This window comes from Bacteroides salyersiae WAL 10018 = DSM 18765 = JCM 12988 (genome assembly GCF_000381365.1).
Taxonomy (GTDB): domain Bacteria; phylum Bacteroidota; class Bacteroidia; order Bacteroidales; family Bacteroidaceae; genus Bacteroides; species Bacteroides salyersiae.
In genome coordinates this window covers 1701408-1727019 of the sequence record NZ_KB905466.1, presented here as the reverse complement: position 1 = coordinate 1727019, position 25612 = coordinate 1701408, and the positions used below count along the sequence as shown (strand labels likewise).

15 protein-coding genes are annotated in these 25612 nt (G+C 39.1%); all 15 read left to right on the top strand.

Annotated features, from left to right (window positions below):
- Nucleotides 1–62 precede the first annotated feature (62 nt).
- The 15 genes from rhaT to HMPREF1532_RS06510 all read left to right on the top strand — a co-directional run bounded on the left by rhaT (nt 63) and on the right by HMPREF1532_RS06510 (nt 25604).
- Entirely contained in the window at nt 63–1094 is a 1032-nt protein-coding gene (rhaT, locus tag HMPREF1532_RS06580; protein WP_005926624.1) for an L-rhamnose/proton symporter RhaT, read from the top strand.
- A gap of 236 nt (nt 1095–1330) precedes the next feature.
- The gene (gene rhaD, locus HMPREF1532_RS06575) at nt 1331–2140 is read left to right on the top strand and encodes a rhamnulose-1-phosphate aldolase (protein WP_005926621.1); all 810 of its coding nucleotides are present in this window, start codon (nt 1331–1333) and stop codon (nt 2138–2140) included.
- Nucleotides 2141–2163: 23 nt separating this feature from the next.
- Complete coding sequence (locus HMPREF1532_RS06570) at nt 2164–3462, top strand: glycoside hydrolase family 88/105 protein (protein WP_005926618.1); 1299 nt, start codon at nt 2164–2166, stop codon at nt 3460–3462.
- 330 nt (nt 3463–3792) lie between these two features.
- The gene (locus HMPREF1532_RS21755) at nt 3793–4155 is read left to right on the top strand and encodes a hypothetical protein (RefSeq protein ID WP_005926615.1); all 363 of its coding nucleotides are present in this window, start codon (nt 3793–3795) and stop codon (nt 4153–4155) included.
- Nucleotides 4142–5776, top strand: a complete 1635-nt coding sequence (locus HMPREF1532_RS21750) for a glycoside hydrolase family 38 N-terminal domain-containing protein (RefSeq protein WP_005926613.1) — start codon at nt 4142–4144, stop codon at nt 5774–5776. Before HMPREF1532_RS21755 ends, HMPREF1532_RS21750 begins: the two co-directional genes overlap by 14 nt.
- Nucleotides 5770–6033: a glycoside hydrolase family 38 C-terminal domain-containing protein gene (locus HMPREF1532_RS21745; protein WP_005926610.1), complete on the top strand. Its 264-nt coding sequence runs from the start codon at nt 5770–5772 to the stop codon at nt 6031–6033. Before HMPREF1532_RS21750 ends, HMPREF1532_RS21745 begins: the two co-directional genes overlap by 7 nt.
- A gap of 24 nt (nt 6034–6057) precedes the next feature.
- A complete protein-coding gene (locus HMPREF1532_RS21740; RefSeq protein WP_005926607.1) occupies nt 6058–6648 on the top strand; it encodes a hypothetical protein in 591 nt (196 codons plus the stop codon).
- A gap of 472 nt (nt 6649–7120) precedes the next feature.
- Nucleotides 7121–9118 carry a T9SS type A sorting domain-containing protein gene (locus HMPREF1532_RS06545; RefSeq protein WP_005926604.1) on the top strand — a complete coding sequence of 666 codons (1998 nt, stop codon included), beginning with the start codon at nt 7121–7123 and terminating at the stop codon, nt 9116–9118.
- 152 nt (nt 9119–9270) lie between these two features.
- Nucleotides 9271–12189 carry a LamG-like jellyroll fold domain-containing protein gene (locus HMPREF1532_RS06540; RefSeq protein WP_005926600.1) on the top strand — a complete coding sequence of 973 codons (2919 nt, stop codon included), beginning with the start codon at nt 9271–9273 and terminating at the stop codon, nt 12187–12189.
- Between the two features lie 15 nt (nt 12190–12204).
- Entirely contained in the window at nt 12205–14463 is a 2259-nt protein-coding gene (locus tag HMPREF1532_RS06535; RefSeq protein WP_005926597.1) for a fasciclin domain-containing protein, read from the top strand.
- Between the two features lie 16 nt (nt 14464–14479).
- Entirely contained in the window at nt 14480–17752 is a 3273-nt protein-coding gene (locus tag HMPREF1532_RS06530) for a SusC/RagA family TonB-linked outer membrane protein (protein ID WP_005926594.1), read from the top strand.
- A gap of 14 nt (nt 17753–17766) precedes the next feature.
- The gene (locus tag HMPREF1532_RS06525; RefSeq protein ID WP_005926591.1) at nt 17767–19251 is read left to right on the top strand and encodes a RagB/SusD family nutrient uptake outer membrane protein; all 1485 of its coding nucleotides are present in this window, start codon (nt 17767–17769) and stop codon (nt 19249–19251) included.
- 19 nt (nt 19252–19270) lie between these two features.
- Complete coding sequence (locus HMPREF1532_RS06520; RefSeq protein ID WP_005926588.1) at nt 19271–20824, top strand: fasciclin domain-containing protein; 1554 nt, start codon at nt 19271–19273, stop codon at nt 20822–20824.
- A 5-nt stretch (nt 20825–20829) separates the two neighbouring features.
- Nucleotides 20830–22449 (top strand): fasciclin domain-containing protein, encoded by a 1620-nt coding sequence (locus tag HMPREF1532_RS06515; protein WP_005926585.1) that lies wholly within the window; start codon nt 20830–20832, stop codon nt 22447–22449.
- A 17-nt stretch (nt 22450–22466) separates the two neighbouring features.
- The gene (locus HMPREF1532_RS06510) at nt 22467–25604 is read left to right on the top strand and encodes a SusC/RagA family TonB-linked outer membrane protein (protein WP_005926582.1); all 3138 of its coding nucleotides are present in this window, start codon (nt 22467–22469) and stop codon (nt 25602–25604) included.
- The last annotated feature ends 8 nt before the right edge of the window (nt 25605–25612 follow it).

The window sequence follows — 25612 nt, the reverse complement described above, 5'->3', positions numbered from 1 at the left end:
CCAATCACTACTTTCATCACCTGTCGCTAATCATTTATCACTAATCACTTATCACTAAATACATGAATACACTGATAGGCCTTATTATTATAGCCATTGGCAGTTTTGGGCAGAGTAGCTCATATGTACCTATTAATAAAGTAAAAAACTGGTCATGGGAAAGTTTTTGGTTGGTACAAGGGATTTTTGCATGGCTCGTGTTTCCTTTGTTGGGTGCTTTGTTGGCTGTGCCGGCCGAGAGTAGCCTGATGGATTTGTGGAGCTCCGGTGGTGCTGTACCTGCTATGGTATATGGAGTACTATGGGGAGTCGGAGGGCTAACGTTCGGACTCAGTATGCGCTATCTTGGCGTAGCTTTAGGACAAAGTATTGCTTTGGGTACCTGTGCCGGTTTCGGTACGCTCTTTCCTGCTATCTTTGCCGGAAAAGATTTGTTTCATGGCGATGGTTTGATGTTGCTTATCGGTGTGTGTATCACTTTAGCTGGCATTGCGATTATCGGTTATGCCGGAAGTTTGCGTTCCAAAAATATGACTGAGGAGGAGAAGAAAGCGGCTGTTAAAGATTTTGCATTGACAAAAGGATTACTGGTTGCTTTGTTGGCAGGTGTGATGAGTGCTTGTTTTGCTCTTGGGTTGGATGCCGGTACACCTATTAAGGAAGCAGCTCTTGCTAACGGAGTAGAGGCTTTGTATGCTGGTCTTCCGGTTATATTTTTAGTAACTTTGGGGGGATTTTTCACCAATGCAGTGTATTGTATACAACAGAATATTAAGAATAAGACCGGTAAGGAATATTTTTCTGTTAAGAGTGGGCAACTGGTTAATAATCTGCTGTTTTGTGCCCTTGCCGGGGTACTTTGGTATTCACAGTTCTTCGGCTTGGAAATGGGGAAAAGTTTCCTGACGGAAAGCCCTGTTCTATTGGCGTTTTCATGGAGTATTCTGATGTCGCTGAATGTTACTTTCAGTAATGTTTGGGGTATTCTTTTGAAAGAATGGAAAGGGGTAAGCAATTCGACAATCGGTGTTTTGATTCTCGGGTTAATTGTTCTTATTTCTTCCATTATAGTAGTGGCGATGGCACAAGCATAAATAATAAATTAGGCAATTGGACGATTTCTGATCGTTTATAATTGAAAATACCGGTTAGTAGTTGTTCTTTGGTCTGTATATAAAAACAATCTTTAATTGAGCAGGTAGAAACTTTAAGGAGGAAAATATTTTAAGCAGGCTCTTATTTTAATCGTAAATAGAAAATCGTTAACGTACTTATGGCATAAAGATCAAATAATGGTCATGACCACAGGGAATAAATCGTAGATAAAAAGATGAAATCAATTTTGGAAAATCGTCCGGCTCTTACTAATGAAGTAAATAAGGCTGCCGAAGTAGCCGGATATCTTTGGCAAAAAGGCTGGGCCGAACGTAATGGTGGCAATATCGTTGTGAATATTACAGAGTTTGTAGATGATGAAATACGCAATTTGGCTCCTATTAGTGAAGTAAAATCTATTGGTACCGTATTACCTTATCTGAAAGGTTGTTATTTCTATTGCAAGGGAACTAATAAACGTATGCGTGATTTGGCGCGTTGGCCGATGGAACATGGTTCCATTATTCGTATTCTCGATGATTGTGCAAATTACGTTATCATTGCCGACCACCCGGTATTGCCTACTTCCGAGTTACCGTCGCATTTGTGTATGCACAATTATCTTATTAGTAAGGGCTCTACCTATAAAGCATCTTTGCACACACATCCCATTGAATTGATCGCTATGACGCATCACAAACCTTTTTTGGAAAAAGATGTATTGACTAATCTGCTTTGGAGTATGATACCCGAAACGAAGGCCTTTTGTCCGCGTGGTTTGGGGATTATTCCTTATGCATTGCCCAGTTCTGTAGCATTGGCGGAAGCCACCATTAAAGAACTCAATGATTATGATGTGGTTATGTGGGAAAAACACGGTGCTTGTGCTGTTGGTGAGGATATCATGGATGCTTTCGACCAGATTGATGTGTTGAGCAAATCTGCACAGATTTATATCAATGCGCGTAATATGGGTTTCATTCCGGATGGTATGTCTCAAGAACAAATGCATGAAATGACAGTCGCTTTTAATCTGCCTAAATAATCATAAAAAGAATCTATTAATCCATGAAACGAATCTTTATATCTTGTGCTCTTTTCTTGTGTACTATTTCTCTTTCCGCTCAGACTAAAATGACGGCAAAAGAGGCTGCATTGAAAATTGCCGACCGAATATTAGATAGTACTACATACGAATTCAAGAACACCAAGACGGGAGAAGTTTATAAATCGGTGAAAAAACTTCCTCTGTCAATGGATGTAAAAGTGGCTTGTAAGTATAACAACTGGCATTACACAAATGGGGTAACCAACATTGCATTGATGGAATTGGCTGATAAGGTAGGTGATAAGAAGTATGACAAGTATGTCCTGAAGAACATGAACTTCGTGTTTAATGAAGGTAACCTTGATTTCTTTCGTCGCCAATACGATCAGGCATTTAAGGATGGTGGCTGGAATGCGGTTCGTAAACTTAGCTGGCATATGATTTTTCGTGGTAAGCGTCTGGATGACAATGGACCGATGGGGGCCAGTTTGATAGAACTACAGATGCGGCATCCTAATGAAGCATTTTTGAGCTATGTAAATGAAACTGCCGACCATTTGAATTATGCCGAGCCCCGTCTGGTGGATGGAACGATTGCCCGGCTTTGGCCACATGTCAATACAATTTGGGCGGATGATGCTTTTATGGCTATCTCTTTCCTTGCTCGTATGGGGAAGATGACCGGTGATGAGAAATATTTTAATGATGCCGCCAATCAGGTATTGAATTATACCCGTTACTTGTGGTGTCCGGAAAAGAATATCTATTATCATTGCTATCACACCGATACAAAAGAACATGGGGTGGCTCACTGGAGTCGTGCGAACGGTTGGGTGTTTATGGCACAAGCCGATTTATTAAGTGTAATGCCTGAGGATCATCCGATGCGTGATGCGGTGATTGAAAATTTTCGTCGTCAGGCGAGTGGAGTAGCCCGATATCAGGGAAAAAATGGCTTGTGGCATCAACTGTTGGATAAAGAAGATTCTTATGAGGAAATTACCGGAACAGCCATGTTTGTTTTCGGTATTGCTCGTGGAGTTAAAGAAGGTTGGTTGCATCCTGATTTTATTTATGTAGCGGAACAAGGTTTGAAGGGTATGATGAAGAAGATTACCGATAATGGTGATGTTACTGCTATTTGTGTTGGTACCGGTATTATGCCTTCTGTGGCTTATTATTATAATCGTCCTACTCAAGAAAATGACCCGATGGGAGAAGGCCCTGTCCTCCGTGCATTAATAGAGATGATAGATGCGCCTAAGTATACGGAAATAAAAGCTGAAGAGCAATACGATAAGATTGTGTTGAAGAAATGATGGAATAGGAGAAACTTTACTGTTTTTTCGTTAATTTTATTTTGGATAAAGATGGGTGGTTGGAAAAATATTTCCGATTGCCCATTTTGAGTTTTAAAGATATTTTATGCGGTTGTAAAATGGAGTTAGTTACCGCATAGGTTTTTCTTATTTGTTTTTTGGGAAAGTATTTCTCTGTTTGTCTGTTGTTTTAGTAATATGATATTGAATGATAATGGTGTTTGTTTTTTTTGTGTAAAAATATTTTGGCCCATCGGCTTTGCTATGCGGAATTTTTTTATAAATTGCTTCCGTTTATTACTATATTATAGCCTTTAATTTTATATTGTTATGCTAAGAAAAACACTGCTGTATGTTTATTTCTTGATGTTCTCATCATCTATTTGGGCCGGGAATTTGATTGATATTGATTGCAAGGTCCAATCGGTTTATGGATACAGAGCGGATGGAACACCCGGACGTGTTGTTGTGATAAATTTGAAGGGTGAGTGTCTGAAAGGTAACTGTCTGGTTGATGTTGCTGCAAAAGGTTACAGGGAAAAGAGTAATTTTGTATTGGATGCGAAAGATTCTACTCGTATCGAACTTTTATTACCTTCAGAACTTCCTGTGGGGAAAAAAGCGGAAGTTGCTTTTACATTTACTTATGCGGGTGAAAAGTACAAGAGAAAATTAACCATTGATCCTATGTGATATTGGTTATACGAATACGCATAAAAATGCAGAACGGCTTCATAAAAATAACATAATAGAAGGGATCAAGTTGGCAGAAAAAACAAAGGATTTTCTATCGGGAGCACGGTTTGTGTGGAATCCGGAAGTTAGTTGGCCACTTGAACGTTTATGGGAATCTAATCCGGAAAAGAGGGAAGGTCTTATTGATGCAATCAAAAAAGGACAACTAAGTATAGATGCCAGTTATCTGAATTTAAATACAAGTATTTGCTCAGATGAAGAACTGTTTCATGTCTTTAAATTTACGCGTAATATACAAAAAATGAGTGGAGTACCATCCGACGTTTTTCAGCAGTTTGATATTCCGGGTATCTCTTGGGGGCTTATTCCGGTTATGGCACAGGAAGGCATAAAATATGTGATATCGTGGCCTAATACGGACCGGGCAGGGAATGCACATACGCATGAAATCGATGGCAGACCTTTTTGGTGGGTTGGGCCCGATGGTGAATCTAAGGTCTTATTTCTGCAACCCGGATGTTATGCAAATAGTGGGAGTATGCAGAAGGGTTGGACGACCGGACGACCTTGGTTTGGACAGCGTGATCCGGAGAAGGTACCTTTGACTATTAAGACAGGAAATGCCAATGTTGATTTTACGAATAAGTTGGTTGAACTTGAAAATAGTGACTATCCTTATGACTTTACTGTACTTTCCTGGACTTTGTGGGATAATAGTCCACTGGATGCCGATGTGCCTTTTGCTGTAAAAGCCTGGAATGAAAAATATGCTTATCCTAAAATAATTATTAGTGGTGGGCATGAAATTATGTCGATGATAGAAGAAAAATATGGGAAACAATTACCGGTAGTGACCGGAGATTATACGGAGTATTGGACAGACGGCATCGGGACGGCTGCCGGACTAACATCAAAGAATAGGACAGCAAAAGAACGACTGGTGCAAGCGGAAACTGTTTGGTCGTTGTTGGCGGATGGCAAGAAGGCTCCTCGATTTGATTTTGACGAAGGTTGGAGATATATACTTTTAGGTTCTGAACATACATGGTGTTTTGAGAATCCTACTGAACCCTATTTTCAAGATGCGATCTGGAAAGTCAAACAATCCTATTTTCACGAAGCCGAGAATAGGTCTCAGGATATGATGGCAGAGTCATTGGCCCCCATTACTGATAAATCGGATGGTGCATTGGGGCCTAAAGAGGGTCCTTCTAATGGCGGCATTGCAGTTATTAATACGCATACTTGGATGCATGATGGAATTATCGCTTTGTCGAAGGCAGAGAACCTGAAAGGAAATAAAGTGTTGGATTCCAATGGTGAAGAGGTACTTTCCCAACGCTTGTCGACAGGTGAGTTGCTATTTCTTGCAACAGGTGTTCCGGCTCTAAGTTCTTGTCATTACCGGGTGGTTGAAGGTGATTGTTTACTTACAGGAGATTGCAAAGTAGATAGTGGGAGTTTAGAGAATGAATTTTTAAAGCTTCACATTGATTCAAAGACAGGTAAAATTGGTTTCGTTGATAAAAAAACGGTTATGATTATGTGGGCAATGATGGAGCTGATACTTTCACTTGGCTTCCTGCGAATGAAAACCAACCCTTGGCAGATATGGTAACAAATATTTCAGTAATAGAAAAAGGACCGTTAGCCGTAGAATTACGTGTGGTCTCCAAGGCTAAAGGATGCCGTAACATCTCTCGTTCTGTTCGATTATTGGCTAACCAGCCATGGGCAGAGATAACAAATGTAGTGGATAAACTACCTTTGACCGAAAAAGACGGTATACATTTTGGTTTTAACTTTAATATTCCCGGTTCTAAAACCCGTGTCGACATTCCTTGGGGAATTATGGAAGTGGAAAAAGATCAATGAGTACAAGGAAACAGAAATTGGCTTGTGCTACAACGATGGTTGGATATTTCCAATGAAACACACGGTGTTACTTGGTGTGCTTTGGATGCCCCTCTGTTTGAATATGGTGACAGGCATGCCAATATTTCGATGGGGTGGGGTGGACAAGGTAATTGGGTAACTAAGTTGGAACCCAGTTCTACGATCTATTCGTGGGTGACGAACAACCATTGGCATACGAATTTTCCATTAACTCAAGATGGTCCTGTAACGTTTAGATATCGTATTTTACCTCATGAAGAATATGATGTAGCAAAAGCAAACCGTTTTGGCTTAGAACAATCTCAACCTTTAGTTTATGTAACAGCGGATAAAGATCCATGTGTGCAACCTCTGCTTGCAATTGATAATCCGAAGGTTTATCCGACAATACTTAAATCTTTGGACAAAGATCGTGTATTGATTGTTCGTCTTCGTTCTTTATCTGACGGAGAAGAAAATGTGAAATTATTATTTCCACATAAGAATTCTAAGAGAATCTCTCTTTGTAGACCGGGAGAGGTTAATAGTGAAAAGATTGGTGAAGAGTTGGTAATGAAACCTTATGGACAGGTTACGTTGAAATTGGAGTTTTAAAAAATAAAGGAGGGGAGAAATTTTGAATGTTGAGTTAATTTGGGTTTCAACGTATATTGGGCAATTGAGTATTAGGGTGATGCTGTTTTACAATATCTTTCTTGATTCTTTGAAACTGTGAATTGTTAACGCGAGGTTTATGTGTTAGGGTTAGTTTGTTAGAATCTGAAGAAGGAATAATTGAATGTATATTTCTCAGTTAGAAAACCGGGATATTTGAGGTCATTTTTATTATATTTCTTTGAATTCCTATGTTTGGTTTACGTTCTAAAATGAGTTTATACACTTTGCTATGATAGAAAGATAAAAGATTTGTATGCCCCTCCTTTCCTTTAATATGAAATCATAAAAATCAATTTTTGTATCAATTCAGCCAAAATTTATATGGCCCCGTGTTCGATAACTGCGTATTTTTGCATCATAATCAATTTAACTAATAAATAACTGTTGTTAAACTAATAATTTAAAAACTATGAGAAAGAATACTTTTCTTAGTGTAGCGCTTTTAGCAGCGTCTGTGTCTGTAGTTAATGCTCAAGAAGCCCCGAAGGAGTTGTTCTGGCAGAATAGTAGTAATACTGGAATTTGGAGTATAATGGACTCTGAATGGGGAGAAGATTTAGGTGGGTTTTACTTGCCTACAGGTTGGCAAGAAGGCTGTATGGCAGTTTTCAATGGTGGTGGTGCGTTTGCTGATGCTGATGGTAATGCTAAAACGGTAGAAGCAATCAAAGTGAGCGGTGAAATGCAAGTAGGCGGTATTAAATTTGATAGTGATAAGAATTATTCTATTTCATATAGTTCAGATAAAGCTACGGATAAAATAGTAGGAGACGGAACTTTGATAAAGGAGGGTACAGGTACGCTAACATTAAATGTTCTCAATCAACTGAAAGGTGGTACAATTGTAAGGGGTGGTCAAGTAAATTCTGATAAAAAAGATTCTCCCAATGTTTTTGGAGATACAATTGTGCTCGATAACGGGTCTATTGGTGTAGCTATGAGTGAAATCTCTACTCCTGCATGCCAATTTACTGTTCCTGTTGGTATCCCTGAAGGAAAAGTGGGCTCTATTTGGGCAGGTCGCTATCTTCAGTTCACTAATAAATTTTATGGAAAAGGAACATTAGTTATTTATGCCGGTGGTGAACGTACATATATTACTGATGACAAGGCCGGTAAGAAAGACATGACTTGTTGGGATGATTTTGAAGGGGATCTTGTAGTTGCTGCTAATAAGACTGTTGAGTATGCAGAAGGTAAAGCTCCGGCTTTTTTCGGATTACAATTCAATACTACAAAAACATTTACTGGAGTAGCAGATATGGAAGGGATAGACTCTACTTTGGTTAATACAAAAGTAACGTTGAAAGAAGATGCCGGTTTAACAGGGGTTAGTGGTACGCGTTGTTTTGCTATAGGTGAGTTAAATGCAGAAGAGGGTGGTTTCCTCTCTGGTTATGGTTCCGGAAGTTCTAATCCGGTAATTTGGTGGTCAATAGGTAATTCAAATACAGATGTAACAAATCTTCCTCTCTGGTTGAGAGATAATACGAAAGCAAATAAAAATGCATTTGGAGTAATAAAAGAAGGTACAGGTACTTATATTTTCACAGGTACTAAAAACTCTGATACGGGTAAGGTATTCTTGGGCTTACATGTAAAAAAAGGTCGTGCTTATATCAATACTCCGGTTGATGATCCGACAATTACTGCATTGTGTAGAAGTGAAAAAACTGCAATGGCTATTTATGAAGGCGCTATTGGTGGTGGTAATGGACGTATAACAAGTGAAGTTATCGTAGATGGTGGAACATTGGAAGTTGGTTGTCAAGGTATAGGTCAATTAATTTTGGATGATATTGAGGGACAGAGCTTAAAATCACCGTTAACTGTAAAAAATGGAGGTACGGTGGAATTTGAACTTGCAAATGCTACAAGTTATGATAAGTTGACTTCTAATAATACTGCTACGTTTAATGGCAATAAGATTATTGTAAAGGCTGCTGAAACATTTGACATTAAAGATGGTGACTCTTTTACTATTTTGGATGCTGCTATTAAGCCGGAAGGTGATACTTATGAGGTTGAGTTCCAAGGGTTCCCTGCTAGTTTGACATTGGCTGCTACAGAGGAGAGTTATCAATCAGGAACTAAAACCGAGGGTGAAGGAGAAACTGCTACAGAAGTTCCGGTGATGGGATATAAGATAGTAATTACAGCTAAAGGTAGTGGCTCCGGTACGGGTCTTGAAGATTTTAATGTTGCTGATGAATTGGCTGTCTATGCACAGAATGGAAGCATTGTAGTAAAAGGTGCTGGTGTAGAAAATGTGATAGTAATGAATACTCAGGGACAGGTAGTGGCTAACACTAATGCTTCGATAATTCCAATGAATACAGTACAGGGTATGTATATTGTAAAAGTAAAAACAATAGCTGGTATTGTAACGAAGAAAGTGATTTTGTAAGACAACTAATAAAAAAGGAGAGGCGGTATCTATTCAGTCCGCCTTTCTTTTGATTCGTATATTTGTTTTCCTTTTTAATTCTTATATTACGTACTGATGAGAAACTACATCTTCTTCTCTTTCCTGCGTATCACAAAATTATGATTAAATTTATGTATAAGAGATTTGTTACCGCATTGCTCTTTCCGCTTTGTATGGGAGGAGGATTGTATGCACAACAGTTGGCTTTTCCTGGCGCTGAAGGTTATGGACGTTTTGCAAAAGGTGCAAGAGCCAGTGAGTCTCCGGAAATTTACCATGTGACTAATCTGAATGATTCCGGAGAAGGTTCCTTACGTGATGCAATCAGTAAGCCCAACCGTGTTATTATATTTGATGTTTCGGGAATTATTAATATTAAATCCCGCCTTGTGTTTTCTAAAAATCTAACGATTGCCGGACAAACAGCACCGGGTGATGGTATTACGATATATGGAAACGGGGTCTCTTTTTCTGCGTCTGATAATATCATTGTTCGTCATTTACGTATGCGTATGGGATTGAAAGGTGATTCCGGAAAAGATGCAGCAGGTATTGCTAATGGTAGTAATATGATATTTGATCATATTTCGGCAGCATGGGGATTGGATGAGAATTTCTCTATAAACTGGGACGACAAAGGGTATGAACCTTATAATATAACGATTCAAAACTCTATAATCGGCCAAGGAATTATGCCACATGCTTGCGGTGGATTGATACAGTCTAATGGTGGAATCAGTTTGTATAGAAATCTATATATTGACAATAAAACTCGCAATCCGAAGGTAAAGGGATTAAACCAGTTTGTTAATAATGTAGTGTATAACTGGGGTGATGGAGGATGTTATATCCTGGGTGATACAGATGCTTCTTCTTGGGGAGTAATTACTAATAATTATTTTATAAAAGGTCCGGTAGCCGGAACAAAAGCTTTTGTAAGGGCTAAACCTGCTTTTCAAGTTTATCAGAAAGGCAATATGATTGATTATAATGTTGACGGAGTTTTAAATGGTTATGAGGCAACGGAGGAGGATTTTCTCAGAGATGGGAGTGATCCTACGAGTTTGAATGTTACTTTCGTAAAATCTCCTGAAGATTTTGATTTTTCTAATTATTCCAGACGAAAGCTGGAAGGAGATCAGAAAATAGTGGTGTCGACTGATGCGGAGAAGCATCCGGTTATTATGGGAGAAACTACTGCCGTAGAAGCTTATAATTGGATTGTGGAAAATGCAGGAGCTTCTTTGCCGACACGCGACGAAGTAGATGGCTATATGGTCGATGAACTACTTTCTTTAGGAACTAAAGGAGCTTTGTTAAATTCGGAATCGGAAGTTGGATTGACAAATGGTGTAGGGAATATTTTTGCAGGAAACCGTCCTCTGGATACTGATAATGATGGAATACCTGATGCTTGGGAAGAAGCTAACGGGTTGGATAAAAATGATCCTACTGATGCGGTAAAAATGGCCGCTAATGGATATTTGAATATTGAAAATTACATAAATAGTATTGATGGTCCGGTAATGGATTATGTAAAATATCCTACAAATGTACAATTATCCAGTTTAGGAACTGATAATGTTTCTATTAAATGGCAGAATAACGCATCGGAATCAACTGCTCTTATCTTGGAATATTCTGCAGATAATAAAACCTTTACTCCGGTTGTGCTGAATACAGATGTAACTACTTATAAATTAGAATCACTAACTCCTAATACGACTTATTACATTCGTCTCAAAACAGTTAATGGAGAATTAGAGTCATTATACTCTTCCGTATTGGAAGTAACTACACGTGGAGTTCCTATTCCGCCGGTCGCTTCTATCAATCCTGTTCCGGAAAATGCTTCTACCATTTCAGATTACAGTACGGTACGTCTTTCGTGGGAAAATAAAACGGGAGTATGGGCTGGTACAGTATCTTATTCTGTTTATCTTGGAAAATCGGCTACTACAATGGAGAAGGTGGTAGACGCTACTACCCAGATGGCAGCGACTGTAAATGTAGAGCCTGCGACTACCTATTATTGGCGCATTGATGCCAAAAATGCATTAGGAGCGAATGAAGGAGATGTATGGAGTTTTACTACGGGTACAAAACCTGAACGTGGAAAGGTAGCTTATTATTCGTTTGATGAAACGGAAGGTGCCTCTTTGAATAACGAATTCGGAACAGCAGCAGTTGCCAAAAACTTTACTCCGGAATGGGTGACAGGTGTTCGGAATAATGCTGTGAACTTTAATACTGTGAATGCATCGTTTGTGCAAGAGCATTATGATGCATTGGAGTTAGGAAACGAGTCTTTTAGTATTGAATGCTGGTTTAAGTCGGCAGGTGGTTCTGTCGATTGGTATTTGTTACACAAAGGTAGTCATGCGGATAATAGTTATGAAGGTGCAACAGGCAGGTGGTTCGGTATACAGTATCAAAAGAATTCAAAAAATGACCGTTTGACTTGGGCTATTGATGATAATGTAACTAAGACGGATGTAAATGTAACTGGGGCTACAGCTAAATTCTTCAATGACGAATGGGTACATCTGGTTTGTGTACGCGATGTTGATGCCAAGGAGTTGAGAATGTATGCAAATGGTTCCTTAGTTGCATCCGGTACAGATAAAACCGGTAATATCGGTACGGTGGAAAGAATGGCGATTGGAAACTGTAATACAGCTTACGAAAATGGTTTCCAAGGATTGATGGATGAGCTTTCTATCTATAATGAAGTATTGACTGCAGAGGAAATTGCAGATCACTATAACACGGGTACGGGCATACACTCTAATAGAATGGATACTCCTGCAGCGGGATTGGCTTATCCGATGCCGTTTGCTGACGAGTTTTATATTCCTGTGATTAATGTAGAAGATATGCCTGCTCAAATAACGATAATGAATGCTTCCGGGCAGGTTGTTCACCAAGTAGAGGTAATGGTTCAGGGCGGAATGGCTCACGTGAAGGATGTGGGTAAACTCCCGGCTGGATACTATATCTACATGTTGCAACTGGATGGTAAGACATGGGTTGGTAAAATTGTGAAATAAATAAATAGCGATAAGATGAAGAAATATTTTCTAATGGGTCTTTTCTTTTTCTCTCTGGTCTCTTGCCAGAGAGAAATCGATAAGTATTATGAGATTCCGGATTGGTTGAAAGGAAATGCTTATGAAGTGATGGAAGATAGAGGTAATTTCTCTATTTTCATGAAAGCGGTGGATCGGAGTAGTTATGCAAGCCTGGTAAAAGGGAAAGGTATTGTTACCGTAATGGCGCCTACCGATGATGCTTTTAGTGCTTATTTGACTAAACATAATTATGGTTCAGTAGAGGATATTTCTCAAACAGAACTGGATAAGTTGATAGGGTATCATTTGATTTACTATTCATATACGAAACAAAACTTTATGTTTTATAATCCGAATGGGATAGATGCCGAATTGGAAAATCCGGGGACTTATTTTAAGTTTAGAACTAAAAGTCGCGATGCTATCTCTACAGTGAAGGATTATGCGAACGGCGGTGTTATTCGTAAGATTATGCATAAGGATCGCTTTATTCCTGTCATTTCAAATTATTCATTGTCCGGTTGGAGTAGCTCGCCTAAAGATGAGTATGAGAAAATGTTCCCGGGATCGACTTATGGCGGTGGAACGAATAATTTTAATATTTCTAATGCCGGCATTGTCGGTGATGAAATAGTAACGGATAACGGTTATTTATATGTAGTCGATCAGGTACTTGAACCTCTTGAAACTTTGTATACGGAAATGAGCCACGAAGGTTCGGAATACACCAAGTTCGCTGCTATGTATGATCGCTTTGTGAAATATGAATACGATGAAGATGCTACAGCTGATTATGGTAATGGTGATTCTTTATTTGTACATTCTCATTATTCTTTACCTTCCATAGCATGTGAATGGACGAATTTGTCAGAATATTCTATTCCTGATTATGCTCAGCTAAATTATTTGTCTTCTATTTCTTTTACAGTGTTGGCCCCTGATAATGCAGCAATTGATGAATTCTATCGAAAATATTGGGCAAATTCTTTTTCTTCATTGGAGGAGGTTAATTATGTTCCTTTATATTATTTTATGAGTGCGCATGCCGGAGAGTATAGGGCTAAAATGATGACATCGACTGCTCTGTCTGCGATTATTAATATGAATGATCTTTACGACGGTGTCACAATAGCAGAACCTGACTATGTGAAAGTTTGTACAAATGGTATTTTGGGGGGAATGAAGGGCAATGTGATCACTCCTGAGCCTTTTGAATCTCCGATGGCTCCGGCTCTTTGTAATAAGGACTATAATATTTTTGCTTTAATAGCTCATAGGGGTGGTCTTATAAGTAAGATCCAATCGATAAACGAGACTCAATTTAATATATTTTTTCCGAGTGACGACATGTTGAAAAGAACCGAGTATAATGGTGACTTCATCCAATACTTGAAAGGAAATCCTTATATAATTAATGATGAACAAATACAAGTTGCTAATGCTGAAGACGGGACATTGGGTAATCTGAATACTACTCAGGCACAGGAAATAGCAGGTGCACATGTAATGGATAATGTGCTTTCTACTCGTAATGGTGGTACAGAGATAATTTATAGCTCTTATAATGATTTCGAATATCTGTATAGAGTTAATGATGAAATCTATTCTTCGGCTACATGGAATTCAAAAGCATTAGGTAATGAAGTATCTGTACCCACTGCGAAGCTGATAAAAGATTACGGAGAATTCGGGGCATCCTATGCTTTGGAAGGAGATAATACGACGGTTGCCTTATTGCCGGAACAGGCGAACTTTAAAGATCGTGTCATGCAAGACAAAAACATGAATGATTATAAAGGGATCAATGTGTATTTGAATGCATCAAACGTTGGAAAAGGAGATAATGCGTTTAGTTTTATACAAGGTAACCGCTTTATCATTTTTATCCCAACCAATGAAGCAGTAATGGCAGATATGACTACCGGTCCCAAACGATTTCCTGTAACTGGCTCTATGGATCAAAGAAATATGTATGTGACCAGTCTTTTTATTGATGTTTCTTCCAGTGGATTAGTAGATTATCCTTTCCCTGTTACAGGTAAGCGGACAGAAAAAGTACTTACGACATTTGGAACCAAAACTGTAAATGGGAAAAAAGAAAGCATTACAGTTACACTAATCAATGAAGCAGATGGCAGTATGAAGTTGAGGGATGCGAAAGGCAATGAAGTGAATGTAACTTCCTATTTCCCTTATATCTATGCTGACGGTGCAGCTTACGTGATAGATGGTGTATTGGATTTATTGAATTAATATAGAATAGAGAAAAATGAAAAGGAATCGAAATATAATCTTGACATTGCTACTGTTGGCTTGCGTACAATCGATATGGGCGCAACAAGTGTTGACGGGTACAGTAATGGATAAAGTTTTTAATGAACCGTTGATGGGGGCCAATGTATATGTCACGAATGCTTCGAACCGTTCTTTGGGTGGTTGCATCGTCGATATCAATGGTAAATACAGATTGTCTATCCCTGATCAGAAAGGGTTGTCTATTGTATTCTCTTTTATAGGATATAAAACACAAACGATTAAATACACCGGGCAAAAAGAGCTTAATGTAACTTTGGATGAAGAAGGTATGTCTTTGGATGCTGTAGAAATTACAGCAAAGAAGATAGAACGAAATTCAATGGGACAGTCTGCCCGTGAAATGATATCGGCTACGCAAAAACTAAGTTTGGGTAGTTTGGATACGGCTCCGGTAACTTCTGTAACCGAAGCTTTACAAGGAGCAATGGCGAATGTGGATATTTTGACTGGTGCTGATCCGGGTTCCGGTAGTTCAATCCGTATTCGCGGTACTTCTTCATTGAATGCTTCCAGTCAACCTTTGTTTGTGGTAGATGGTGTACCTTTGCCTGTAGATGTAGACGATGATTTTAGTTTTGCTTCGGCCAACTCCGAAGATTACGGTTCGTTACTGAATATATCTCCGGCAGATATAGAGTCTATTGAGGTGTTGAAAGATGCTGCTGCAACTGCGGTATGGGGGTCTAAAGGTGCTAATGGTGTTTTACTGATTAAAACGAAGAGAGGTAGTAAAGGACGTTTGCAGTTTAACTTCAATACAAAATATGAATTTAGCAAGGAGCGTACCGGAGTGAAGATGCTGAATGCAAATCAGTACATTTCGATGATTCAGGATGCTATTTATAATACAGTATCCGATTTAGGAGCTCAGTCTTCTAAGTCACAAGAGTATCTGAAACTTTTATACAATACAAAAGAAATCGGTTTTGATCCTGCATGGCAATATTTTAATGAATACAATCAAGATGTTAACTGGTTGGATGAAATAACTCAAAACGGCTATACTACAGATAATACTTTTTCTGTATCCGGTGGTGGTGATAAAGCAAATTATCGTCTTTCATTGGGATATTTAAATCAGGAAGGTACGACAATCGGTACTGCTTTCGAGCGTTTTAGTACGTCATTCAATACGGATTACCGTTTTTCTGACAAGTTGGATATTTCTTTGCAATATAGCTTCTCACGCGGAGTGACAGATGCAGCTTATACAGATGACACCGATCAATTGAAAAAAGCATCTGTACGTGGACATGCTTTGACGAAAATGCCCAATATGAGTCCTTATGTGATTGGTGCAGACGGACAGCGTACCGGTGAATATTTCACTCCTTATGAATCATTCGGTATGACTTTTGCTAATGATAAAGTATATAATCCGGTAGCGATGGTTAATGAGGCCACTAATCGTACAATTGCAACAAACAGTCGTATGACTTTCGTTTTGCATGCAAAATTATTTAAAGATCTGGATTATTTTGGGACGGTAGGTTTCAATGGACAGTTTTCGAAAATTAATCGTTTCTTACCTCAAAGTGTAACGGGAGTTGCGTTTGAGCACAGTTCTTCTGCACTGAATTATGATATCGGTAAAGATGTTTTATACTTAACTACTGAAAACCGTTTAGTGTATAATAAGACAGTAAGCGATGATCATAAATTCTTGGTGAGTGCTATTTTCCAGACAGGAGATAAAACGACCAGTACTTATAGTAGTAAGGCTGCCAATACAGCTTCTTCGGGGATAACATCGCCCGTTGCAGGTAGTACTATTTTGAAAGGTGGTTCCGGACGTACAGTTAATCGCGATATGGGAGGTACACTGAACGCCCAGTATATTTTGCAAGGGAAGTATATGTTTAACGGTGGTTATCGCATGGAGGCCAGTTCTGCTATGGATGCAAGTAGCCGTTGGAAAGGATTTCCGACATTCGGCGTAGCTTGGCATTTGGGTGAAGAAGAGTTTATCAAGCGTTTAGGATTTATTTCTTTAATCAAAATACGTTATAGTTGGGGACAGTCTGGTAATGCACCTTCCGGAACATCTCCGTATATCGGAACATTCGAAGCGGTGACTCCCGGTTATGGCGATATGAATGCTGTAAAACCTGCAAGTCCGGATTTAACTCATCTGAAGTACGAGACGATTACTTCTAACAATATCGGTGTGGACTTTGGCTTATTTTCTGATAAAGTGAACTTTACATTTGAATTATATAAGAAAGTCACGGATGATTTGTTGCAGAAAAAAATGAAAGTGCCCAGCTCAACAGGACTTTCCACTGTTGCTTGGTATAACTCCGGTAAGATTCAGAATAAAGGTTGGGAGTTTAATATTGACATTGCAGCTGTTAAAACGAAAGATTGGAGTTTTAATTTTGGATTTAATATATCACAAAATAAGAATGAAATCCTGGAACTACCCGAAAATAAAAATGATGAACTATATACATTCGGAAATAAAAACTATGCATACAGTGTAATGATGGGTGACCCGCTGGGTTCTTTCTATGGATATAGATATAAAGGTGTATACCAGAATGTAGAAGAAACCTATGCTGTAAATACCAGTGGACAGCGTATTTTGGATATTGATGGTAATCCGGTGGTAATGAAGAATGGTGACCAGAAAGTTTATCCGGGTGATGCACGATATGAAGATGTGAATGGTGACGGTGTGATCGATGAAAACGATATTGTGTATTTGGGTAATAGTAATCCGACGTTGACCGGCGGTCTTAATTTTACTCTTCGTTATAAAAAAGTCAGCTTAGTAGCTGCTTTCCATGGGCGTGCCGGGCAGAAGGTTATCAACCAGGCCCGTATGGATATGGAAAATATGCGTGGAAAGAATAATCAGAGTGTAGCTGTATTGAGACGTTGGAGAAGTGAGGGGGATGATACAGATATTCCAAGAGCTTTGTATGACAAAGGCTATAACTATTTAGGTTCAGACCGTTTTGTTGAAGACGCTTCTTTTTTACGTTTGAAGACTGTGACTTTGAAATACCAAATGCCGGCCAAATGGATGAAAGCGATAGGAGTGAATAAGTTGGAACTCTATGCAACCGGTTATGATATGTTTGTTTGGACAAAATATAAAGGACAGGACCCGGAGGTTAACTTAAAGGCTGCCAATGACGGTACAGTAGCTCAGGTGGCTATTGACTCAAATAATACACCAAAACCATTTAAGATTGCGTTCGGCTTAAATTTGAATTTCTAAATAGGGAAGAAGTGATGAAAAAGATTAAATATTATATTTTAGGACTTTTAGTTACATGTTCCGTTTCATCGTGTGAGGATTATCTGACGGTGCTTCCGGAAAACAATCAAAGTAGCTTTGAGTATTGGGAAACAAAAGAAGACGTGGAGGCGGTACTTGCTGCCGGGTATGTGAATCTTAGAAGTTGTGTCGAAACGTTTTTATTGTGGGGCGAAGCCCGTGGCAATGGTTTGGATTATCTGTCAACATCCGGTTCAGATTTGCAAAAAGCAGGTCGTAAACTCCGTGACTTCGATATTTTGCCTGATAACAAATTATGTGATTATAGTAAACCGTATGCTGCAATTGCAATGGCGAATGCCGTTATTAAATATGCATCGGACGTTGTAGAGAAAGACCCTTCTTTTGATAGGAATATGTGTCGCTCATTTATGGCGGAAGCTTTCTTCCAACGTTCATTGGCATACTTTTATTTGGTACGCACCTTTAAGGATACTCCGTTTGTTGTCGAACCTTATGTAGATGACAGTGCACCGTATGTGATGGGTAAGACCGATGGCACTACCATTCTGAAATCATGTATCAGTGATTTGGAAACGTACTTGCCTAATGCAAAAGAATTTTTTCCGGAAGTGGATAATGATGATCCGATTAATACCAAAGGACGTGCTACGCAGTGGGGTATTCATGCATTGCTGGCCGATATGTATTTGTGGATGGGTGATTATGATAATTGTATTTCACATTGTAATTCTGTCATTAGTTCCGGTAGAGTCGGTTTGATTAATAACGGATTTATGAACTTTTTCCCAGGCAATAGTAATGAAGGTATTTTTGAGATACAATACAGCAATCCGAAAAGCCAGACTAATAGTTTTCAAACTTGGTTTAAAAGTTCAAGTGACGGCTATTATAAAATAACAGAGTATGTGAACGGACTGTTCGATATGGAGTCCAATGATATTCGTGGATTAAATTACACTTATAATGCGGACGGATATATCTGGAAATATCTGGGTGTGGATAAAACGACTGCACGGGCAGCTTCCGAAAATGATCAGAATTATATCATTTATCGTTTGGCGGATGTGTTGTTGATGAAAGCGGAAGCACTTATCATGCAAGGACACAACGAAGAGGCTGCCGATTTGATAGATCGTACTCGCGAACGTGCAGGTTTGGGAGAGACAACCCTAAGTGATGATCGTATGGTAATGCTGGAGACTTTATTAGTAGAACGTCAGAAAGAGTTTTTTGGTGAAGGTAAAAACTGGTTTGACTTATTGCGTATCGGATTAAGAAGTGAACAATTGAATGATACCCAATATAAGACGCTTTTTGTCGAACAAGCTTTAAAGGCAGTGGGTGCTTCTCGACAGTCGTTAGGACGTGCTACTTTAGCAAACTCGGGCTCTTGGTATTTACCTTATTCGGAGGATGAGTTGAGCAAAAATCCTTTATTGGAGCAGAGTGATTATTATCAGAGTATTAGTAACTAATATAATATAAAATAGCGATATGAAACGCATAATGATTTTATTTGCTGCAGTATTCTCGTTGATATGGGGGGGATGTTCCGATCCATTCGAGAACCAGGCCTTCCGAGAAACAGATAAGATGCCGGCAGCCAGTTATATGGAAGCTAACAGTTCGACTTATTCTTTGTGGGTCGATCTATTGAACTATACAGGACTGTTTAATACAGTCAATTTGAAAATGGATTATACTTGTTTTGTTCCCGACAATGACGCAATGAGCGCTTTTCTACAAAAGAAAGGAATTTCATCGGTTCAGGGATTGAACAAGGAAGAGGCTGCAAATTTGGTGCGCTATCATACTATCGCATCTCATCAGTATACCTCTTCAGACTTCTCTGACGGGATGTTTCCTGATTCTACAGCCAGTGGTGATTATCTAAGCTTGGATATGCGCGACGGTGGACTTGAAGCGATGTATATTAACAACGAAGCCCGGATTAAGAGATTAAATACGATGACGACCAACGCGGTAATCCATACGTTAGAGTCGGTGCTGACCCCTGTTACAGGTATGATTGTGGATAATTTGGGAGGAGAGTTTTCGTTTATGAAGAATTTGTTGGAAGTGACCGGATATAAGGATATGCTGTCAACTCTTTATGTGAATGACGTGAAAAGACGTTATACGCTTTTTGCTGTCCCCAATGCTGTATTTACCGAAGCTGGAATTGAATTAAATATTGCTTCGTTAGCTGCATATTTAGGAGAGACTGATACAAATTACGATGAGGAACAAAACCTTGTGTCCCGTTATGTCGCTTATCACATTGCTACTACGGCTTATTCATATGCTGACTTGAATGCGGATATTGATAACAATACCTCTAAAAATATCACAATGGCTGCTTCGAATTCATTGATGAGCTGTAATTTGGTGAATGATGCTTTTTATTTGAACTATGATAAAGGGACGCAGAAAGGGATTACTGTTACAGAGAAGAATATCAATTGTAAGAATGGTGTAATTCATGTAGTAGACGGGCTGTTGGAAGAAGTTGTTCCGAAAGCTACTACCGTGAAATGGGATTTGACGGACTATGAAGAGTTAGGAGCCATCTGTGAGAAGTTCCAGTTGGCCAATTTATCTGCGACTTACCTTTACAATTATTTGGGATTTGACTATCCTTCATGTTATGCATACTCCTCTTCCAATTTTGACTATTATCTGGCCAATAAGAATGAGGTAGCTTATAAATGTGTGAATCATGATTGCCTGCGCTTCCGTTTCTCCAAATATGGATGGATACAAATGCGTACTCCGATGATTATTGCAGGTAAATACACTGTTTCTTTAGCGCATTATAATGTCGCTGCCAAAGAGAAAGGTGGAAAATGGGCTGTTATCATTGATGGTGAATATGTGGGCGGACAGGTAACTACTACCGGTGAGTCTACCTCTAAAAGTTCCTATTTTACTGTAAAGGTCGGTGAAGTGGAATTCGCAGAATCTGTGACGCATACAGTACGTTTCCTTTCGGGAAGTACCGAAACGTCTTATTTGGATTGTTTAATCTTCGAACCTGTTAAAGAATAAAAGTTATGAATAAGTCAATCATATATTTATGTATGCTGTTTGCAATGGTATTCATTTCCTGCGGAGATAAATGGGATGAATATTATAATGGCAATGACGGATCCAAGGAAGAAGAATTGGATCAGACCCTTCAGGAGTTTTTTGCAGAACACAATGAGTATAATGCATTTTACAAAGAACTGGAGTTGTGCGGTCTTGATGAAGAGCTGACAAAAGATCAGCAATTAACCCTTTGGGTAGTAAATGACGATGCTATGGCGGCTTCGGGTATAGAAAAGGATGATACTTTACGTATGAAATACCACATGAATTATCTGCCTTTTCTGCAAAGTGATTTAAAGGACGGGCTTCGCATTCCTACTTTGAACAATATTTATCTGCAAATAACCAGACAAGGAGAAGAAGTGTACGTAAACCGTTCGAAGGTGGAGTCCTCCTACCGTTTGAAGAACGGCGTAGTACATGTAATCAGTGAATTGATGAAATCAAAAATAAATATGTTTGATTACATTAAATCATTACCGGATGAATATTCTATGTTCCGTGATTCTATAATGAAAAATAATGAGATGCTTTTTGATAAAGCCAACTCAATTCCAACAGGAGTAGATATAACCGGTAATACGGTATACGATTCTGTGTTCTATGTTTATAATCCCTTGTTTGAGAAAGCACAGTTCAATTCAGAGTTTAAGCAGTTTACTTTATTTCTTCCGGATAATGAGGTGTTGAAAGATTGCTTTACAAAGTTGAACACACAGTATAAAGCAATGGGAAAAACGGTTACGGCAGTAGATTCGGCTAATGCTATGACTTGGATAAAAGAAGCGGCTTTCTACACCGGAGAATTGAAAACCTTCACTGATGCTGATATTTCTTCTGCTTTTGGAAGAATATGGCGGCCTGGAATTCAAGAGATTGATCAAAGTAGTATGGAAGAATTAAGTAATGGTATTTTGTATAAGATGACAGAGGTAAAGATTCCTACTAATTATATTTTGACTCGTATTAAATCGTTGGTACATTATTATGAATATCTGACTGAAGCGGAACAGCAACAGTATTATACTTTCATGAATACGACTAAGATTTCTATTTTTGAGGATTCTGCGACTCCGAAACCGGAGATTTTGTCGAACTATTACATTTTGGATTTGAATGGAGATGAAGAAGCTTCTGATTTCTGGGTGGAATTTCCTCCGTTGGAACGATATAGAGATAAAGATACGGATCCTTATCGGGCACGAATTATGCAAGTTCCTTGTGGTGAATACGATTTATATATGGGATTCCATAGTAGCGGTCACCCGTATGTCAATGTTTATTTTGACGGTGATACGGATGGAACGACTTCTTCACCGGATGCTAATATGCAATTAATAGGTTCTAATCTTTCTATCGTATCATCTACTCCGTGGAATTTTGACCGTGTAAATGAGACAACGGCCGACCTGTACGGTGATAAAATAGTGAAGTGGGACGGATTAGGTGGATTGGTCGGTACTGTGACTGTCAAAGGTGATGGTATGAGCTCTTTCCGAATTCGTGTAGAGTTCTATAAAGGTGATAGTAAAAAGTTACGCATTTATCACTGGGCATTGAAGCCTTCGGCTAATAATTATTAATCTTAAGCATTAGAGCAATGAATAAGTATAAAATTATATTGATAATATTCTTTTCCATCCTGAGCCTTTCAAATTTAATGGCACAGAAAGGTGGAATAAAAGTTTCGGGTAAAGTGGTTAGTTCCTATGCTAACCGGCCCTTGCCTGATGCAATAATTACCATATCGGGTGTGGACAAAACTGTGGAGTGTGACAGTCTTGGGCGTTTCTCTGTAGATGGCGTACCGGCAAAAGCCACAATTTCGGTATGGTGTCCCGGTTTCTATACCAAAGAAGAACCGGTTGCTAATCGTGAACAGGTACAGATTGTGATGATACCCGAAGACATGAAGGGGTATTCCGAGAAAGTGACGTTACCGTTTCGCGGAATGGTCGTTCAGAAGAATAAGTCGACAAACTTGAGTTCGGTAAGTAAGAATGGGTTGAACTTAAACTTGACAGACGTTGAGGAGGGGTTTAGAAACATTCCGGGGCTTCAATTGATATCAAAAAGCGGACAGAGCCAGGAAGGCAGTTTCTTTAGTATCCGTGGTGTGAATACGATGATTGCCAATTCTACTCCGTTGATCGTGGTTAATGGAGTACCTTATATGCCTGATATGAATGAATCGGGTATTATCGGTGGATACTCCAAGGATATTTTTAATATTCTGAATGTTCAGGACATAGAAAACATAACGGTTTTGAAAGGTGCAGATGCTGCCATGTATGGTTCTTTAGGTTCCAATGGAGTAATAATGATTGAAACGGATAAAGCAGCCGATTTGGATACTAAAGTAGAGTTTATAGGCCAATACGGATTATCCTGGAATACTTCTACATTGCCGGTATTGGGCGTAGACGATTATAAAAGCTTGATGGGAAATGTGGCTTTGACGAAATATGAAGATATGTCTGATGCGTTGAATGCTTTTCCGTATTTGAAAGATGATCCTGAATTTTATTACAAGTATCTGTATAATAACAATACCGATTGGCAGGATTTGATTTATCGGAATGCTTTTGTTACGGATAATGTATTGAAAATTAAGGGTGGTGATGCTATTGCTAAATATGATTTTTCTATTGGAGTAAAAAATAAACAAGGAACAGTGGAAGAGACGAATTCGTCGAAATATTATGCCCGTATGAATGCGGATGTGACATTGAGTAAAAACGTTTCTTTGTTCTCGACCATTTCGTTTGCTTATACTAATAATCGGGTGGCCGAGCAGGGAATGGTGCTTGAAACCAATCCTCTTCTGACTGCTTTACGCAAAGGTCCGTTATTTTCGCCTTATAACAAAGATGACAAGAATAACCTTTTGCCCGATTTTGCATCCATTCGTGACGAAGACGGAGCATTGATTGTGAACAATAGTGTAAGTAATCCGTTGGCAGTCGTTAACGATGTCGAAATGAAAGAGCACGCTTATGATGTGCTTCTTGATGCCGGGTTGCAATACCGCATCAATGAGAATTGGAAACTGAAAGCCACCTTCGGATTAAATTATAATTTGAAACAGGAAGATGCATTTGTTCCCGGGATGAGTTCTATGACAATCATGCCTTTGGATAATCAGTTAGCCAAAAACACAGTACGTTCGGCAGAAGGAACGACATTGAACACATATTATGCTTTGAATTTATCTTATCTTAAAAAGATTGCCCATATACATACAATTGCCGCCTCTTTGGGTGGACAAATTGCAATGAATAGCATTGATTATAATGCAGGAAGTGGATACAACACCGCAAATGACTATTATAAGACACTGAACAATGTGCAATCTATCGGACGTAACTATTTTGGATATATAAATAAATGGAATTGGATGAATTATAATGCTTCTGTGAAGTATAATTATAATAATCAATTCTTTGCTGGCGCTAATCTGGCAGCAGACGGTTCATCTGCAGTGGGGGCTGACGCGGCTCGTATTTATCTTTACCCGGCTGTCAATGCAGCTTGGAACATCCGCAATACATTGTTTAAGAATGTTACTTTCTTGAACGATGTGAATTTACGTACGGAATATGTGATGACCGGTAATAGCCGCTTTGCATCTTCTATCGGCGAATATTACTATTTGAACAGAGTATTTAAAGGGCTTTCCGGATTGGTACGCGCAGGGATACCCAGTGTGAAAATTACCCCTGAAAGAACAAATACCTGGAATTTAGGCTTGGATGTGGCTATGTTTAATAACCGTTTGACGTTCTCTTTGGATTATTTCGACAGCAGAAGCAAAGACCTGATTATGCCTGTAACGATTTCTTCGGTATATGGAACGGATTGCATGTACCGTAATTTAGGCGAAGTTTCTAATAAAGGTATCGAATTTGGTGCACAGCTTGCTTTGATTCAGAATCGCGATTTCAAATGGTATGTAGGTGGTACGATTTCTACCAATAAGAATGAAGTGAAGAGTTTGGGCGGAGAGAATTCGATGATTCTTTCCATGAGTGATGGCTCTGCCGTTATTTCTGAAGTGGGACAACCGTTGTACTCTTTCTATGGCTATCAGACGGATGGTGTGTTTGCAACGGATGACGCTGTTGTTGCTGCCGGAAAAGACGGACAGGCATTGACTAATGCTATCGGGGTTGCTTTTGCCGCCGGTGATATGCGTTTTGTCGATCAGAACGGTGATGGTAAGATAGATAAGGAGGATCGCGTGAATTTGGGTAACGCCCTTCCAGACTTTTATGGAACTTTCTATACTAATTTCCAATACAAGGGGCTGGCAGTATCAGCCGTATTTGGTTATAGCAAAGGAAATAAAATGTATAATGCCGTAAGACGTACCATGGAATCCATGTCTGATTTTTCCAATCAGTTGACTTCCGTAACGCGGCGGTGGATGTATGAAGGCCAGATAACGGATATTCCTCGTGCCGTATACGGTGACCCGATGGAAAACAGTCGCTTTTCTGATCGCTGGATAGAGGATGCTTCTTATTTGAAACTGAAAGAGTTGATGGTAAGCTATAAGTTTAATCTGTTTGCCGGGACTACCGTGTTTGTTGCTGCCGAGAACTTATTTACTGCTACCAAATATCTGGGTATGGATCCGGAAACAATGTACTCTTATGATAGCTCTATGCGTGGCTTTGATTACGGTAAGATAGCTTCTCCACGCACTGTGAAGTTAGGTTTTAAAGTTCAATTCTAATATTAAAG

Coding starts and splice junctions, on each gene's coding strand:
- HMPREF1532_RS06510 (WP_005926582.1), top strand. CDS start 22,467: ATGAATAAGTATAAAATTATATTGATAATATTCTTTTCCATCCTGAGC.
- HMPREF1532_RS06525 (WP_005926591.1), top strand. CDS start 17,767: ATGAAAAAGATTAAATATTATATTTTAGGACTTTTAGTTACATGTTCC.
- HMPREF1532_RS06515 (WP_005926585.1), top strand. CDS start 20,830: ATGAATAAGTCAATCATATATTTATGTATGCTGTTTGCAATGGTATTC.
- HMPREF1532_RS06545 (WP_005926604.1), top strand. CDS start 7,121: ATGAGAAAGAATACTTTTCTTAGTGTAGCGCTTTTAGCAGCGTCTGTG.
- HMPREF1532_RS06530 (WP_005926594.1), top strand. CDS start 14,480: ATGAAAAGGAATCGAAATATAATCTTGACATTGCTACTGTTGGCTTGC.
- HMPREF1532_RS06520 (WP_005926588.1), top strand. CDS start 19,271: ATGAAACGCATAATGATTTTATTTGCTGCAGTATTCTCGTTGATATGG.
- HMPREF1532_RS21745 (WP_005926610.1), top strand. CDS start 5,770: ATGGTAACAAATATTTCAGTAATAGAAAAAGGACCGTTAGCCGTAGAA.
- HMPREF1532_RS06535 (WP_005926597.1), top strand. CDS start 12,205: ATGAAGAAATATTTTCTAATGGGTCTTTTCTTTTTCTCTCTGGTCTCT.
- rhaT (WP_005926624.1), top strand. CDS start 63: ATGAATACACTGATAGGCCTTATTATTATAGCCATTGGCAGTTTTGGG.
- HMPREF1532_RS06570 (WP_005926618.1), top strand. CDS start 2,164: ATGAAACGAATCTTTATATCTTGTGCTCTTTTCTTGTGTACTATTTCT.
- HMPREF1532_RS06540 (WP_005926600.1), top strand. CDS start 9,271: ATGTATAAGAGATTTGTTACCGCATTGCTCTTTCCGCTTTGTATGGGA.
- rhaD (WP_005926621.1), top strand. CDS start 1,331: ATGAAATCAATTTTGGAAAATCGTCCGGCTCTTACTAATGAAGTAAAT.
- HMPREF1532_RS21755 (WP_005926615.1), top strand. CDS start 3,793: ATGCTAAGAAAAACACTGCTGTATGTTTATTTCTTGATGTTCTCATCA.